At 74.4% G+C, this 15,592-nt stretch carries 12 protein-coding genes; 8 read left to right on the top strand and 4 right to left on the bottom strand.

Annotation, left to right across the window (positions count from 1 at the left end; genetic code table 11):
- Window positions 1-18 precede the first annotated feature (18 nt).
- From ACE3QY_RS07680 to pcaC, 5 genes are read left to right on the top strand one after another with little or no spacing between them, the layout of a single operon-like run.
- Window positions 19-1,227, top strand: a complete 1,209-nt coding sequence (locus ACE3QY_RS07680; protein ID WP_374455418.1) for a 4-hydroxybenzoate 3-monooxygenase — start codon at window positions 19-21, stop codon at window positions 1,225-1,227.
- Window positions 1,212-1,982, top strand: coding sequence for a protocatechuate 3,4-dioxygenase subunit beta (gene pcaH / locus ACE3QY_RS07675; RefSeq protein ID WP_374455417.1), 771 nt, complete (start codon window positions 1,212-1,214; stop codon window positions 1,980-1,982). The genes ACE3QY_RS07680 and pcaH overlap by 16 nt, the downstream gene beginning before the upstream one ends.
- Window positions 1,982-2,509, top strand: a complete 528-nt coding sequence (gene pcaG / locus ACE3QY_RS07670; protein ID WP_374455416.1) for a protocatechuate 3,4-dioxygenase subunit alpha — start codon at window positions 1,982-1,984, stop codon at window positions 2,507-2,509. Before pcaH ends, pcaG begins: the two co-directional genes overlap by 1 nt.
- Window positions 2,502-3,464 (top strand): lyase family protein, encoded by a 963-nt coding sequence (locus tag ACE3QY_RS07665; RefSeq protein WP_374455415.1) that lies wholly within the window; start codon window positions 2,502-2,504, stop codon window positions 3,462-3,464. The genes pcaG and ACE3QY_RS07665 overlap by 8 nt, the downstream gene beginning before the upstream one ends.
- A 22-nt stretch (window positions 3,465-3,486) precedes the next feature.
- Window positions 3,487-3,858: a 4-carboxymuconolactone decarboxylase gene (pcaC, locus tag ACE3QY_RS07660; protein WP_374455414.1), complete on the top strand. Its 372-nt coding sequence runs from the start codon at window positions 3,487-3,489 to the stop codon at window positions 3,856-3,858.
- Window positions 3,859-3,863: 5 nt separating this feature from the next.
- Here pcaC and ACE3QY_RS07655 read toward each other — a convergent pair whose 3' ends face one another.
- Complete coding sequence (locus tag ACE3QY_RS07655) at window positions 3,864-4,859, bottom strand: NAD(P)-dependent alcohol dehydrogenase (RefSeq protein WP_374455413.1); 996 nt, start codon at window positions 4,857-4,859, stop codon at window positions 3,864-3,866.
- A 140-nt stretch (window positions 4,860-4,999) separates the two neighbouring features.
- Between ACE3QY_RS07655 and ACE3QY_RS07650 the strand changes: the two genes are divergently transcribed.
- The 3 genes from ACE3QY_RS07650 (at window position 5,000) to ACE3QY_RS07640 (ending at window position 10,624) form a co-directional block, all read left to right on the top strand.
- On the top strand, window positions 5,000-7,720 hold the full coding sequence (locus ACE3QY_RS07650; protein WP_374455412.1) for an AAA family ATPase: 2,721 nt from the start codon (window positions 5,000-5,002) through the stop codon (window positions 7,718-7,720).
- A gap of 99 nt (window positions 7,721-7,819) precedes the next feature.
- A complete protein-coding gene (locus ACE3QY_RS07645) occupies window positions 7,820-9,109 on the top strand; it encodes an alpha/beta hydrolase (protein WP_374455411.1) in 1,290 nt (429 codons plus the stop codon).
- Window positions 9,110-9,214: 105 nt separating this feature from the next.
- Window positions 9,215-10,624, top strand: a complete 1,410-nt coding sequence (locus ACE3QY_RS07640; RefSeq protein ID WP_374455554.1) for an MFS transporter — start codon at window positions 9,215-9,217, stop codon at window positions 10,622-10,624.
- Window positions 10,625-10,688: 64 nt separating this feature from the next.
- Here the strand turns inward: ACE3QY_RS07640 and ACE3QY_RS07635 are convergent, their stop codons facing one another.
- The 3 genes from ACE3QY_RS07635 to ACE3QY_RS07625 all read right to left on the bottom strand — a co-directional run bounded on the left by ACE3QY_RS07635 (window position 10,689) and on the right by ACE3QY_RS07625 (window position 15,589).
- Complete coding sequence (locus ACE3QY_RS07635) at window positions 10,689-12,062, bottom strand: MFS transporter (RefSeq protein ID WP_374455410.1); 1,374 nt, start codon at window positions 12,060-12,062, stop codon at window positions 10,689-10,691.
- A 183-nt stretch (window positions 12,063-12,245) separates the two neighbouring features.
- Window positions 12,246-14,564 carry a beta-glucosidase gene (locus ACE3QY_RS07630; protein ID WP_374455409.1) on the bottom strand — a complete coding sequence of 773 codons (2,319 nt, stop codon included), beginning with the start codon at window positions 14,562-14,564 and terminating at the stop codon, window positions 12,246-12,248.
- Window positions 14,561-15,589 carry a LacI family DNA-binding transcriptional regulator gene (locus tag ACE3QY_RS07625; protein WP_374455408.1) on the bottom strand — a complete coding sequence of 343 codons (1,029 nt, stop codon included), beginning with the start codon at window positions 15,587-15,589 and terminating at the stop codon, window positions 14,561-14,563. Before ACE3QY_RS07625 ends, ACE3QY_RS07630 begins: the two co-directional genes overlap by 4 nt.
- Window positions 15,590-15,592 lie beyond the last annotated feature (3 nt).

The raw sequence follows: 15,592 nt of genomic DNA, 5'->3' as shown, positions 1-15,592 counted from the left end.
GCCCCTACGGTCGCTGCCATGCCTGCCGTGACGAGCACCCGGACCCAGGTCGCCATCGTGGGCGGCGGCCCGGCCGGTCTGATGCTGTCCCACCTGCTCCACCGGGCGGGCATCGACAGCGTCGTGGTGGACCACCGCACCGTCGAGGAGATCCGCACGACGCACCGCGCCGGCATCCTCGAGCGCGACAGCGTGCGGCTGCTCGCGGAGACCGGCGTCTACGAGAGTGGCCACGAGCGGGTGATCACCGACGGGGACCGGCACGGCGGCATCTACCTCCGTTTCGGCGGGGAGAGCCACCACGTCGACTTCGAGCACCTCGTCGGCGCCTCGGTGTGGCTCTACCCGCAGACCGACGTCTTCGTCGACCTCCACGCCGCGCGGACCCGCGACGGCGGTGACGTGCGCTACGGGATCAGCGGCGTCGCGGTGCACGACCTCGACACCGACCTGCCCCGGGTGACGTACGCCGACGAGGACGGGCAGGCGCAGGAGGTGACCGCCGACCTCGTGGTCGGCGCCGACGGCTCCCGCTCGACCTGCCGCGACCTGGTGGAGGGGCGCCAGCGCTACTCCCGGACGTACCCCTTCGCCTGGTTCGGCATCCTCTGCGAGGCGCCCCGGTCGAGCGACGAGCTCATCTACGCACGGTCCGAGCGAGGCTTCGCGCTGATCAGCCAGCGCACCGACAGCGTGCAGCGGATGTACTTCCAGTGCGACCCGGCCGAGGACGCCGGCGCCTGGTCCGACGACCGGATCTGGAGCGAGCTGCAGGCCCGCCTCGCCGGTCCCGACGGCTTCCAGCTCAACGAGGGGCCGGTCATCGAGCGGACCGTGCTGCCGTTCCGGTCCTTCGTGCAGACCCCGATGCGCAGCGGCCGGCTGCTGCTCGCCGGCGACGCCGCGCACACCGTCCCGCCGACCGGCGCCAAGGGCCTGAACCTCGCGCTCGCCGACACCCGGGTGCTGGCCGAGGTCGTCGAGCGGGCGCTGGGCAAGGGCGACCTCGACGTCCTCGACGACTACACCGACCGCGCGCTCGCGCGGGTGTGGAAGGCGCAGCACTTCTCCTACTGGATGACCACGATGCTCCACCAGGTGCCGGGCCAGCAGGAGCACCGCGACTTCGACGAGCTCCGCCAGCTCGGCGAGCTCACCAGCCTGGTCTCGTCCGAGGCCGGCGCCACCTACCTCGCGGAGGGATACACCGGATGGCCGACCGCATGAGCGCCCTCGAGCCGCAGGAGGTCGTCGACAAGGAGATGGCCGACATCTCCGCGTCGTACGACGAGGCAGGCGTCGAGGAGACGCAGCCGCGCCGCGACTACGCGCCCTACCGCTCGTCCCAGCTGCGCCACCCCACCAAGGACCTCCAGCAGGTCGACCCGGAGGGCATCGAGCTGTGGGCGCCCGTCTTCGGCGCGCGCGACGTCGGCGAGCTCGAGTCCGACCTGACCATCCAGCACGGCGGCGAGCCGGTGGGCGAGCGGATGGTGGTGACCGGCCGGGTGCTCGACGGCGAGGGACGCCCGGTGCGCCACCAGCTCGTGGAGATCTGGCAGGCCAACGCCGGCGGGCGCTACATCCACCAGCGCGACCAGCACCCGGCCGCGCTCGACCCGCACTTCACCGGGATGGGCCGCTGCCTCACCGACGCCGACGGCACCTACCGGTTCACCACGATCAAGCCCGGCCCCTACCCGTGGCGCAACCACCACAACGCCTGGCGGCCGGCGCACATCCACTTCTCGCTCTTCGGCACCGACTTCACCCAGCGGCTGGTGACCCAGATGTACTTCCCGGGCGACCCGCTCTTCGACAAGGACCCGATCCACCAGTCCGTCGTCGACCCGCGCGCCCGCGAGCGGCTGGTGGCCACCTACGACCACGACCTGACCCAGCACGAGTGGGCCACCGGCTACCGGTGGGACATCGTGCTGACGGGATCGCGCCGCACGCCCCTGGACGAGGAGGACCACTGATGCCGCTCGCCCCGACCCCCGGCCAGACGGTGGGGCCGTTCTTCCACTACGCGCTGCCCTACGACGGCGACGACCAGCTGGTGCCGCGGGGCACGCCCGGCGCCGTACGCCTGCACGGGACCGTGTACGACGGCGCTGGCGCACCCGTGCCGGACGCACTCATCGAGCTCTGGCAGGCCGACGAGTCCGGCCGGGTCGTGCAGCAGGAGGGTTCGCTGCACCGCGACGGCTGGACGTTCACCGGCTTCGGGCGCTCGGCCACCGACCGCACCGGGCGCTACTCCTTCACGACGCTCGTGCCGGGGGAGTCGGCGCCGTTCTTCGCGATCACCGTCTTCGCGCGAGGGCTGATGCACCGGCTGTTCACACGGGCCTACCTGCCGGGCACCTCCGACGCCCTCCTCGACGGGCTGGCGCCCGACCGGCGGTCGACCCTCGTGACGACCGCCGACGACACCGGCTTCGTGTTCGACATCCGGTTGCAGGGCGAGGCGGAGACGGTCTTCATACACTTCGGCGATGAGTGACCTCCTCTGGCCGGGCGACCGCCGGGCCGGTGACCTCTTCACCGACGAGGCGTTCGTGGCGGCGATGGTCGCCGTCGAGTCGGCGTGGGCCGGCACCGCGCTGTCCGCGCCGACCGGGCCGCTCGACGCCGAACCGGGCGGCAACGCGGTCATCCCGCTCGTCGCGGCCCTGCGCGACGCCAACCCGGGGGTGGACGTCCACACCGGGCTGACCTCGCAGGACGTGCTCGACACCGCGCTGGTGCTGATGCTGCGCGGCGCGGTCGGCGTGGTCCGCTCGCACCTCGACGACTCGGTCGCGGCGCTCGACCGGCTCGCCTCGGAGCACGGCGACACCGCGATGGTCGGCCGGACGCTGACCCAGTGGGCGGTGCCGATCACCTTCGGCCACAAGGTCGCCACCTGGCGCTCGGGCGTGTCGGGTGCCGCGGACGACCTCGCGGGGCTGACCTTCCCCGCGCAGTGCGGCGGGCCGGTCGGCACGCTGCGCGACGGACGGATCGCGTCGGGTCTCGGCCTGGACGACGTACCCGCCTGGCACACCGACCGCCGGCCGATCACCCGGATCGCCGACGCGCTGACCGCCGCCACCGACGCGTGCGGGCGGATCGCGCGGGACGTCCTCTCGCTGTCGCGGCCCGAGGTCGCCGAGGTCTCCGAGGGCGTCGGCGGCGGCTCGTCGTCGATGCCGCACAAGGCCAACCCGGTGCTGTCCGTGCTCGTCCGGCGGGCCGCGCTGACCACGCCCCAGCTGCTCGCCACGCTGCACCTCTGCGCGGCCGACCAGGTCGATGAGCGCGCCGACGGTGCGTGGCACGCCGAGTGGGACACGCTGCGGCTGCTGGCCCGGCGTACGGCCGTCGCCGCGAGCCAGACCGCGGACCTGCTCGCGCACCTCCGGGTCCACCCGGACCGGATGGCCGACAACCTCGCCGCCGCCGACGCGGCCCGCTGACCCTTCGACCCAGGAGCACGAGATGACGAAGTACGACGACGGCATGGAGGTCCGCCGCGAGGTGCTCGGCGACGAGCACGTCGACCGCGCGACCGACCGGATCACCGACCTCGACCGCGACTTCCAGACGATGATCACGGAGTACGCCTGGGGCACCGTCTGGACCCGTCCCGGCCTCGACCGGCGCACCCGCTCGCTGATCACCATCACCGCCCTCGTCGCGCGCGGCCACCACGAGGAGCTCGCGATGCACCTGCGCGCGGCCCGCCGCAACGGCGTCACGATGGAGGAGATCGGCGAGACCCTGCTCCAGAGCGCGATCTACTGCGGCGTCCCGGACGCGAACACCGCCTTCCGGGTCGCGCGCGAGGTGTTCGGCGACGAGCTGGGCTGATCCCCTCAGGTGGTGATGGCGACCTTGCCCCGGGTCATGCCCTGCTCCAGGTGGCGGACCGCCTCCACGGCGTCCTCCAGCGGGTAGGCGCAGTCGAGGACAGGCACGAGGCGTCCGTCCTCGATGAGGCCGGCCAGCCGCTCGTAGTCGGTGCCGCGCTCGCGCGCCATGAGCAGGACGAGCCGCTGGTCGACGAAGGGGGAGAGCAGCGCTCCGCCGATCTGCCGGCGCATGCCGGTGAGGACGCCGGCGCCCTCGCCGCCGACGAAGACGGCGGTCCCACCCGGTGCGAGTGCTCGCCGCAGCCGCTGCACCGGAGGGTTGCCGGCGATGTCGAGGATCAGGTCGTAGCGGTCAGACCCCTCGCCCCAGTCAGACTGGCCGCGGTCGATGACGTGGTGGGCGCCGAGGGCGGTGACGTGGTCGACCTTCCCGGTGCTGCACACGGCCGTGACCTCGGCACCGAGGCCGACGGCGAGCTGGACGGCGTAGCTGCCGACGCCGCCGGAGGCCCCGGTGACCAGGACGGTCTGGCCCTCGCGGACCCGGCCGGCGCCGGTGAGGGCCTGGAGTGCGGTGCCGGCGGAGATCGGCACGACCGCCGCCTGCGCGAAGGTGATGCCCGCCGGCTTGCGGGCCAGCTTGTCCTCCTCGGCCAGCGCGTACTCGGCGAACGCGCCCGGCGCGACGCCGTACACCTCGTCGCCGGGGGCGAACCGGGTGACGCCCGGTCCGGTCGCGACGACCACACCGGCCACGTCACGGCCGGGCACCGGGTTCCTCGGCCTGCGCAGGCCCGTGGCGAGGCGTACGGCGTAGGGCTTCCCGGTCATCAGGTGCTCGGTGCCCCGGTCGAGCCCGGCGGCGTGCACCCGGACCAGGACCGTGTGGTCCCGGACCTCCGGACGGGGGATCCGCGCGAGCCGGAGGACCTCGGACGTCCCGTAGGTCGCCTGGGTGATGGCGTGCATCGTCTGGGTGCGGGTGGCGGTGTCGGACATGGTCGGTTCCTCGTGATCGGTGGCGGCGGGGCCGGATGGGCCCGTGCCAGAAGCCTGTCCGCCCGGCCTTGTCGTCGCCCCGGTCAAACCGCCGGGCTTTCTCCGGTCGCAGCGGCGCCGCTCGCGTGTACGTTCGGCGCGTGCAGCACCTGATCGGCCGGGAGCTCGAGCGGGCCGCCCTGCGAGCGCTCGTCGAGCACGCACGGCACGGCACGGCCGGCTCCCTCGTCCTGCGGGGCGATCCGGGTGTGGGCAAGTCGGCGCTGCTCGAGGACGTGGTGGAGGAGGCGGCCGGCACCACCGTGCTGCGCACCCGCGGGCTGGAGGTCGAGGCACCGCTCGCCTTCGCCGCGCTGCACCGGCTGCTGCGGCCGCTCGCCCGGCTCCGCGAGCAGCTGCCCGGGCCGCAGGCCGGGGCACTCGCGGTGGCGTTCGGCGAGGACGACGGCACGGCGGTCGAGCCGTTCCTCGTGGGCGTGGCAACCCTGTCGCTGCTGACCGCCGCTGGCGAGGAGGGGCCCGTGCTGTGCGTCGTCGACGACGCACACTGGCTCGACCCGGCCTCGGCAGGTGCCCTGCTCTTCTGCGCCCGTCGGCTGGGTGCCGACCGGGTGGCCCTGGTGTTCGGCGCGCGGTCCGGCAGCGGGTTCGACGCGCCGGGGGTGGAGCAGCTCGTGCTCGGTGGCCTGGACGACACCGGGGCACGACAGTTGCTGGCCGAGCGGTGGGGCACCCGGCCGACGGGCGACGTCGTCGAACGCCTGGTCGCCGAGACCCGCGGCAACCCGCTGGCCCTGCTGGAGCTCCCCGGCGAGCTCACCGCCGCCCAGCTCGAGGGCGCCGCCGCCCTTCCCGCGCAGCTGCACCTCACCGACCACGTCGAGCAGGTCTTCCTCGACCGGTGTCGCAGGCTCCCCGAGCCGGTGCAGCGGCTGCTGCTGCTCGCGGCTGCCGACGACACCGGCCGGCTCGACGTGCTGAGCCGCGCGTCGGCCCTCCTCGGCGCCGACGAGGACGCCGTGCAGGCTGCGCTCGACTCGGGCCTGCTGCAGGAGGCTGCCGGCTCGGTCGCGCTGCGCCATCCGCTGGTGCGGTCGGCGGTCTACCAGGCGTCGTCCCGCGCCGACCGCCGCCGGGCGCACCGCGCCATCGCGGACGCCCTCGCCGGGGCCGGCGAGCCCGATCGCGAGGTGTGGCACCGGGCTCATGCAGCTGAGGGCCAGGACGAGCGGCTGGTGGAGGCGCTGGCCGACGTCGGTGCGCGATCGCAACGGCGAGGCGGGTACGTCGCCGCGCTGGCGGCGTACGAACGCGCGGCCGAGCTCTCCGCGGACCGGGCACGTCGCGCCGCCCTGCTCGCGGCCGGCGCCCGCAGCGCCTGGGCCTGCGGGCAGGCCGCACGGGCGCGGACCCTTCTGGCCTCGGCGCGGGACGGGACCGAGGACCCGATCCTGCTGTGCGACCTGGCCCGGCTGCGCGGACACATCGAGGTCAACATCGGCTCGGCGTCGGAGGCGCACCGGATCTTCGTCGAGGCCGCGCACGACGTGCTGGCCCACGATCCCGGGCGCGCCCTCGAGATCGGTGCGGCGGCGGCCGTGATGCGGACCTTCGGCGCCGACAGCGGCACGCCGCTGCGCGCCGGCGACCTGCTCGAGGCGACCGACGGCGACGACTCGGCGCGGTCCAGGTGCCTCCGGCAGCTGCTTGTCGCGATGACCCACGCCGCCGAGTCGAGGTGGGCGGAGGCGGTGGCCGCCCTCGACCTCGCGCTGGCGCTGGGTGAGCACGTCGACGACCGTGACGTCCTGTGGAACCTCGGCAACGCCGCGCTGCAGCTCGGTGACGACCGGGCCCAGCACCGCTTCTACTCCTACGCCCTGTCCCGAGCGCGGGAGAGCGGTGCGGTCACCGGCGTCGTTTACTGCCTGCAGCGCCTGTGCTTCGCCCACTACTGCCTCGGCGACCTGGTCGCGGTGCGGGTGTGCGCCGAGGAGGCCGTCGCGCTGGCGGAGACCATCGGGCAGCCCGCCATGACCGCGCTCCCCGTCGCCTGGCTGACCCTCCTCGCCGCCGAGCAGGGGCGCGACGACCACGCCGACCTCGCCCGCCGGCTGGACGAGCTGCTGGGAGCCCACCCGCTGGGGATCACCGCCGACCCGGTCCGCGACCTCGCGTGCTGGGCTGCTGGCGCCCGCGCCGTGGGCGAGGGCGACCTGCCCGGCGCGGTCCACCACTTCGCGCGGCTGAGGATGCCGTTCGTGGTCCGGATGACGACGGCGGAGCGGGTCGAGGCGGCCGCGCGTGCCGGCGACACCGCGACGGCAGCGTCGTGGACCGACGGCCTGGCCGCCTTCGCCGAGGGTTCCGGCCGTCCATGGGCGGTCACCACGCTTGCGCTCGGGCGTGCACTGACCGCGGCCGACGGCGAGGCCGAACCGTTCTTCCGCGAGGCCGTCGCAGCCCCGGAGGACGGCAGCCGGCGCCTCGACGTGGCGCGCGCCCGGCTGGCGTACGGCGAGTGGCTCCGGCGCAGCCAGCGTCGCGTCGACGCGCGTCAGCAGCTGCGCCCCGCGCTCGACACCTTCCGCGAGGTGCGGCTCGAAGCGATGGCCGACCGTGCGGAGCAGGAGCTGCGGTCCTCGGGGGAGACGGCACGCAAGCGTGACCCCTCCACTCTCCTCCAGCTCACTCCTACCGAGCTCACGATCGCCCGGCTGGTGAGCTCCGGGATGTCCAACAAGGACGTCGCCGCCCAGTGCTGGATCTCGCCGCGCACGGTCGCGTTCCACCTGCGCAACATCTTCGCCAAGGCGGGCGTGACGTCCCGCGGCGAGCTGGCGCGGCTCGACCTCGGCTGACGTCGGGACCGGCATCCCGGTCATCTGACCGGGGTGATCGGCTGCTGCCGCGCCCACGCTCGTGGCAGTGCCCACTGCCGCGTCGAGAGCGAGAAACCCATGAGCACCCACGTCCCCGTCCGCACCCGAGCCGTGATCGGGTCCTTGGCGCTCGGCGCGCTCGCCGCCTCGCTGATGGTGCTGGTGGTCGTCCCCGGCGCCACCGAGGGCGTGTCGGTCGGCGCCGCCCTCCTGGGGTTCGCGCTGGGCTGGGCGACGCTCGGGAGGTCGCTCCGCTGGGCCCTCGTCCCGGCGGCCTCGATGGCTGCGGCGGGCGTCCTCCTCGTCGTGCTCGATCCGTCGGACCGCGCTCTCGGAGCCCTTGCGTGGGCCTGGCCGCCCGTGATCCTGGCCCTCGCCGGCTGGACGTCCGTCCAGGCACGACGCAGCCTGTCAGGGGCCGGCCGTTGGCTCGTGGCGGCGGTGCTCGCCGTCCTCGTCGTCGCGTCCGCCGGCGCCTGGCTGTCGCGCGCGACGACCGACCCCTTCGCGGACACCCACCCGGCCCCCGGGACGACCGTGTCCGTCGGCGACCACCGCCTCCACCTCGACTGCCGCGGCCAGGGGAGTCCGACCGTGGTCCTCCTCAGCGGGCTCGGTGAGTTCTCGGCGTCATGGGCCCGGATCGTCGACGGAGTCGCCCCGGCGACCCGCGTCTGCGCCTACGACCGCGCGGGTCAGGGGTGGAGCGACGACGTCGACCGCCCGCAGGACGGGCTGGCCGCCGCGGCGGACCTGCACGAGCTGCTCGCCGCTGCTGGGGAGCAGGGACCCTTCGTGCTCGCCGGCCACTCCATCGGCGGGCCCTACGCGATGGCGTACGCGCACCGCTACCCGGACGAGGTGGCCGGCCTGGTGCTGCTGGACGGCACCAGCCCGCGGCAGCTCACGGACGTCCCCGGCTACCCCCTGCAGTACGCCGTGATGCGCCGCGCGTACGGCGTCCTGCCGACGCTCGCGCGGCTCGGGCTCGGCTCGCTGCTCGCCGGGTCGCACCTCGCCGCCGAGGACGCTGCGACGGTCGACGCGATGGCAGCCACACCGCGGGCCGCGCGCAACGGTCGCGACGAGCTGTCGGTGCTGCCCGAGGTGCTCCGGCAGGCCCGGGCCCTCACCAGCCTCGGGGACCGACCACTCGTGGTGCTGACCAGCGCGGAGAACGCGCGGAGCACCGACGGCTGGGAGGAGGCGCAGGTGCGGATGGCCACCCTGTCCTCCGACTCCGACCACCGCGAGGTGGAGGCCAGCCACGCAGGGGTCGTGGAAGACCCTCTCGGTGCCGCCGCGTCAGTGAAGTCCATCGCCTCGGTCGTGGAGGCCGTCCGGGCCGGCGACCCCGTCGACGACTGACCGGGCCGGAACCCGGTCATTCGGCCGGGCCGACCACCGCCGCCCGGCGCCACCGTGGGAGTCGAGGCCGACCCGGGCCGACGAGACGAACAGGCGGTGAGGACGATGCAGACGACGACCAGGGCCACGACGGGGCCCGACCACGATGTCCGGCGGCATGACCGGGTGGTGCTCGGGCTGTTGGTGTCGGCGCAGTTCCTGGTCATGCTGGACGCCTCGATCGTCAACGTCGCCCTGCCCTCGATCCAGTCCGACCTCGGTTTCAGCGCAGCGAGCGTGACCTGGGTCGTGAACGCCTACGTACTGGCGTTCGCCGGCCTCCTGCTGCTCTCGGGCCGGGCCGCGGACCTCTTCGGCCGGCGCCGGGTCTTCGTCGCAGGTGCAGCGCTGTTCACGCTCGGCACCCTGATGTGCGCGGCCGCGGTGGACGGGACGCTGCTGGTCGTCGGCCGGGTGGTGCAGGGAGTCGGGGCGGCTGGGCTGAGCCCCGCTGCGATGGCGCTGTTGCTCGCCGCCTTCCCGCCGGCCCGACGGGCGCGCGCGATGGGGGCCTGGGGCGCCGCGTCCACGCTCGGCGGCGCGACGGGCGTGATGGCCGGGGGACTCCTCGCAGGCACCGTCGGATGGCGGGCGGTCTTCCTCGCCACCGTGCCGGTGTCGACGGCCGCCGTCCTCGTGGCGCGACGGGTGCTGGCTCCGGACGAGAAGGGCGTCCGGCGCACGTTCGACGGAGCCGGCGCCGCGACTGCGACCGCTGCTGTGATCACCCTGGTGCACGGGGCCGTCGACGCCGTCGACCACGCGTGGTCCTCGCCGCGAGTGCTCGGCCTGCTGGCCTGCTCCCTCGTGCTGATGGGGGCGTTCGTCGTCGTCGAGCGGCGGGCGGCCGACCCGCTCGTCCCGCTGCACCTGTTCCGGTCGCCGACCCTGCGGGTCGGCGCGATCGTCGCGCTGCTCGGCGGCGCCTCACGTGCCTCGACCTTCGTCCTGGTGGCCCTCTACTTCCAGCAGGTCCTCGCCCTGTCGCCGCAGCGCGCCGGGCTCGCCATGGTCCCGACGTCCCTGGCCGGTTTCGCGGTCTCGCTCACCCTGCTGCCGCGGCTGCTGCGCGCCATCGGCCCGGCCCGGAGCCTGGTGCTGGGCCTGGTCGTCCTGGCGGCCGGGCACCTGTGGCTGGCACACGCGCCGGCGGGTTCGGCGTACGTCGTCGGGGTGCTGCCGGGCCTGCTCCTGGTCGCCACCGGGGTCGCGCTCAGCTTCACGCCCACGACCATGGTGCTGGCCGGTTCGGTGCCCGCGACCCACACCGGCCTGGCCTCCGGCCTCTCCGGCGCCGCGATGCAGGTCGGTGGGGCGCTGGGCACGGCTGTCTTCGTCGTCGTGGGGCTCGCCGCGAGCGATCGGCCTTCGACCGTCCTCGACGCATCCGGCTTCTCCGCGGCCTTCACCGCGGCCGCGGTCGTGGCGCTCTCGACGGCTGCGCTGGGTGCCGCACTCGTGCGGCGCGCCGCCTGACCGCGAACGAGGCGCCGGGCGGTCGGCCCGGCGCCTCGCACGTGGTCGTCAGTGCAAGTGGTCGTCAGTGCAGGTGCATCTGGGCCGCATCGGCCCTGCCTGCGGGCATCCAGACCGCGGCCGCGACGCCGAACAGCAGAGCGATGACGGTCATCGCGACGGAGCCTCGGGCGTACGCCTCGACCGCGCCGGACGCGGAGGTGAAGGTGCCCGCTGTCCCCGCGACGGCGGACACGGCGGCGACCCCGAGGGCGGCTCCGACCTCGTGCCCGGTCATCAGGAAGCCGGACGCCATCCCGGTGTGCCCGGCCGGGATGCCGGTCATGGCGGTGCCGGCGACGGCGGCGAACACGAGGCCCGCTCCGAGGCCGACAGGGCACAGGCCCGGCAGCAGGCCGCCGGCGTACGTCGACGCCGCATCGACTCGCGACAGCACCAGGCTTCCTCCGGCGATGACCGCGAGACCGACCGCGGCGAGGGCGCGGGTCGGCAGGTGCGCGCTGCCGTGGGCGGCGAGGTAGGTGCCGACCACGAGCGCGGCGGCCAGCGGGAGGAAGGCGAGCCCGGACTGCAGAGGCGAGTAGCCGAGCGCGGTCTGGCCGAGGATCGAGGTCAGGAAGACCACCGCCATGAGCAGGCCGGTGACGCCGAGCATCACCGTCGTGCTCGACACCAGGCTGCGGATCCGCCAGGTGTGCGGGTGCACGAGCGGCTGCCCGGCACGCTTCTCGACCACCACGAAGACTGCCATCAGGAGCGCTGCGACGGTCAGCCCGAGGGCAGTCTGCGTCGAGGCCCAGCCCTGCTGCTCGGCGCGCGAGAGGGTGAGCATCAGCGTGGCGAGCGAGCCGACACCCGTGACGGCGCCCGGGACGTCGAACTGCGCGAGTCCGGCGCGGTCCTTGGGGTCGGCCGGCAGGACGTGCAGGGCGGCCGCGAGGGCGGCGAGCCCGATGGGGACGTTGATCCAGAAGATCGACTGCCAGCTGGCGTACGTCGTGAGGACGCCACCGAGCGCGACGCCGGCCGCGATGCCCAGCCCGCCGATCGCACCCCAGAGCGCAAGACCGCGGGCACGCTGCGCTCCGGTGTAGGTGGTGCTGATGACGGCCAGGGCGGCGGGTGTCATGAGCGCGGCCGCCGCACCCTGGGCTGCGCGGCCTCCGATCAGCTCGGCGGCGCCGTCGGCGAAGCCGGTGTAGAGCGACGCGGCGGTGAACAGCGCCATCCCGGTGAGGAAGACGCCGCGTCGGGAGACCAGGTCGGCGACCCGCCCGCCGAGCAGCAGGCAGCCGCCCGAGAGCAGCAGGTAGGCCGTGACGACCCACTGCAGGTCGCTGCTCGCGAGGCCGATGTCGTGGCCGATCGTGGGCATGGCCGTGTTGACGACCGAGATGTCGATGACGACGAGGACCTGGGCGACCAGGGCCACGATCATGGGTGTCCATGGTCGGGCGGTCGTGACGCCGGTCGGGTGGTCGTGGACGGTGTGGTGGGCGTGCATGGCTGGCTCCAGGTGGGTGCGGTGGACGGTGTGGCGTCCACGGTCGTGGCCCACTGGCATCCTCGCCCCGGTCAACTGACCGGGATCGCGGCGCTGGCTGGGGGAGCCGGCGCGGACTCAGGCCACCTCGACGCTGAGCTCCGGCTCGAGCACCCGTTCGGGCCCGACGTAGCGCTCGGCGCCGGTGAGGTCCAGCTCGAGCACGGCCACGTGGTCCGCGCTGGAGCGGCCGACCCGCAGCTCGACGGCGCCGGGCTCGACGATCCGAGCGAGGTCGCGGCCGGTGAACGCGGTGAGGTCGGCGTGCAGCCCGACGCGCACCAGACGGCGCGCACCCACGGGCAGGTCGACGCGGACGGCCGCCACCAGCCGCTGCTCGGGGCGCACCACCGAGGCGGCCCGGTCGTGGAGGTAGACCTGCACGACCTCGCTGACCTCCCGGTCGGACTCGTTGACGAGCGCGACCTCGAGCTCGGCCACGCCGTCCGTGGCCCAGGTGTCGCCGGACCGGACCTCGACCCGCTCCCACGTCGCGCGCCCGTAGCCGAGCCCGTGGCCGAAGGGCCAGAGTGGCGTCGGGTCCACGCCGGTCACCTCGGAGCGCTGGGCGAGCGGCGCGCCCAGGTACGTCGCGGGCTGCACGCCACCGGAGCCGGGGAAGCTCACGGGCAGGCGGCCGGACGGCTCGGTCCGGCCGAGCAGCACGTCGGCGACGGCGCCCGCGCCCTCCTCGCCGAGGAAGAAGCCGCAGAGGGCGGCCGCCAGCCGGTCGGCCTGCCGGCTGAGGTCGTAGGGGCGACCCACCAGCAGCACGACGACCACCGGCGTACCGGTCGCGAGGAGGCGCTCGAGCAGCTCCTCCTGGCGCCCGGGGAGGCGCAGGTCGGCGACGTCGCAGCCTTCGCCGGACGTGCCCCGGCCGAAGAGCCCGGCCCGGTCGCCCAGCACCGCGACGCAGACGTCGGCACCGGCGGCAGCGGCGACCGCTGCCTCGAGGACCGCGTCGGCGTCGGCGGGCTCGGCCTCACCGGGCACGCCGACGGCGCACCCCGGCTCGTGCACCAGGTCGACGTCGCCGGCGAGGACCTCCCGCAGCGTGGGGATCGCGAGCCCCGGGTCGTGCCCCGGGTGGTGGGCCAGCACGTGCATCGGGAACGTGTAGCAGCCGAGCATCGCGTCGGAGGTGTCGGCGTTGGGGCCGACGAGCGCGACCCGCATCCCGGGCGCGAGGGGGAGGGTGCCGTCGTTGTCGAGGAGCACGACGGAGCGGCGGGCGAGCTCTCGCGCCAGCTCCCGGGCCTCCGGGGGGTCGAGGTCGACCGGTGCGGGCTCGACGGGGGTCCAGCCCGGGTCGAGCAGACCGAGCTCGCACTTGTGGTGGAGCACCCGGCGCAGGGCGCGGTCGACGACCTTCTCGTCCAGCCGACCGCTGGTCACCTCCTCGAGCAGCGGGGCGCCGTACGCGTCCTCCGACGGCAGCTCGACGTCGATGCCTGCCTCCAGCGCGAGCCGTGCCGCCTCGCCGAGGTCACCGGCCATCCGGTGCAGCCGGTGCAGGAAGGCGACCGAGAAGTAGTCGGCGACGACGGTGCCCTCGAAGCCCAGGGTGTCGCGCAGCAGCGTGGTGAGGAGGGCCTCGTCGGCCGCCGAAGGGATGCCGTCGATGTCGGTGTAGGCGTTCATCACCGAGCGGGCGCCGGCTCGGAGCGCCATCTCGAACGGCGGCAGCATCACGTCCGCGAGCTCGCGGGTGCCCATCGAGACCGGCGCCAGGTTGCGGCCCGCGCGGGAGGCCGAGTAGCCGAGGAAGTGCTTGAGGGTGGCGGCGACGCCGCTCGCCTGGAGGCCCCGGACGTAGGCGGCGGCCATGGTGCCGACGACGTACGGGTCCTCGCCGAGGGTCTCCTCGACCCGGCCCCACCGCAGGTCGCGGGTCACGTCGAGCACCGGTGCCAGCCCCTGGTGGATGCCGAGCCGCGCCATCAGGTCCCCGATCTGGCGTCCCATCCGCTCGACCAGCCCGGGGTCGAAGGTCGCCGCCCAGCTCACGGGTGTGGGGTAGATGGTGGCGCCCCACGCGTTGAGCCCGGTCAGGCACTCCTCGTGGACCTGGGCCGGGATGCCGAAGCGGTTGGCCGCCCGCACCTGTGCCTGCTGGTCGACGATGTTGCGCAGCCCGGCCTCGGCGTCGACCGGGGCGCTGCCGAACGGCCGGGTCAGGTGGCCTAGGCCGTGCGCGATGGCGTCCTCCCAGGACGGCACGGACTCCGCGGCTCCCTGCATCGGAGCCATCTCGCCCGCGCCGTCGGGGACGAGCCAGATGCTGGCGAGCTGGCCGACCTTCTCGGCGAGCGTCATCCGCGCGACCAGGTCGTCGACGCGGTCGTCGACCGGCGCGGTCGGGTCCTGCCAGACGGACGGCTGCTGCTCGGTCATGGCGTGGGACCCCCGGGAGGCGTGGTGGAGCGGCGCAGCACCAGGTCGGTGCCGAGTGTGTGGTGGAGCTCGTCGGGCTCGCGGCCCTCGATCAGGTCGATCAGGAGCGCGACGGCGTGGCGGCCCATCTCACGGATGGGCTGCTGGACGGTGGTGAGCGGCGGCTCGGCCATCGCCGACTCGGGGATGTTGTCGAAGCCGACCAGCGAGAGGTCCGTCGGCACCGCGAGGCCGAGCTCGGCGGCGACCTCGCCGACCGCGAGGGCCATCAGGTCGCTCGCGGCGAAGACCGCCGTCGGCCGGTCGGGACGGTCGAGCAGGCGTCGGGCCGAGGCCCGCGCGACGTCGACCTCGAAGTCGCCGGGCACGATGAGCGACTCGTCGACCGGCACGCCGGCCGCGTCGAGGGCCTCGCGGAAGCCGCGCTCGCGCAGCTGCGCGGACACCAGGTCGTCGCGACCGGTCACCATGCCGATGCGGGTGTGCCCGAGGTCGAGGAGGTGCTGGACGCCCGCCCGGGCGCCCTGGAGGTTGTGCGCGGTGACGGTCGGCATGGTCGTGCTGCCGGTGTGCGGGTCGATCGCGACGACGGCACCGTGGGCCTCGACGTCGGTGACGGTCGGCGTCACGAGCACCGCACCGTCGACCAGCGTGCCCAGGAGTCGCGACAGGTAGCGGCGCTCCCACCCGACGTGCTCGCCCACGCGGCCGCCGGCGGAGTAGGCGACCAGCTCGAAGTCGGTGTCGCGGATGGCGTCGGCCGCGCCCTTGAGCACCTCCGTGCTGAAGGGCTCGAAGTCGGCGACCAGCACGCCGATGACGTTGGTCCGCTGGTTGCGCAGGCTGCGGGCCACCAGGCTCGTCTCGTAGCCGAGCCTGGCGATGACGTCGCTCACGTGCGCCGAGGTGATGTCGGAGATGCCGTAGCGGCCGTTGATCACCTTGGAGACCGTCGAGACCGACACCCCAGCCTCGTGGGCGACCTGCTGCATGGTCACCCGGGTCGTCCCTGTCGTCCTGCTCATCGC

It is taken from the genome of Nocardioides sp., from assembly GCF_041913365.1.
In the GTDB taxonomy this organism is placed as follows: domain Bacteria; phylum Actinomycetota; class Actinomycetes; order Propionibacteriales; family Nocardioidaceae; genus Nocardioides.
Note: the sequence above shows the minus strand (reverse complement) of the source record. Positions and strands in the feature narration are given on the sequence as shown.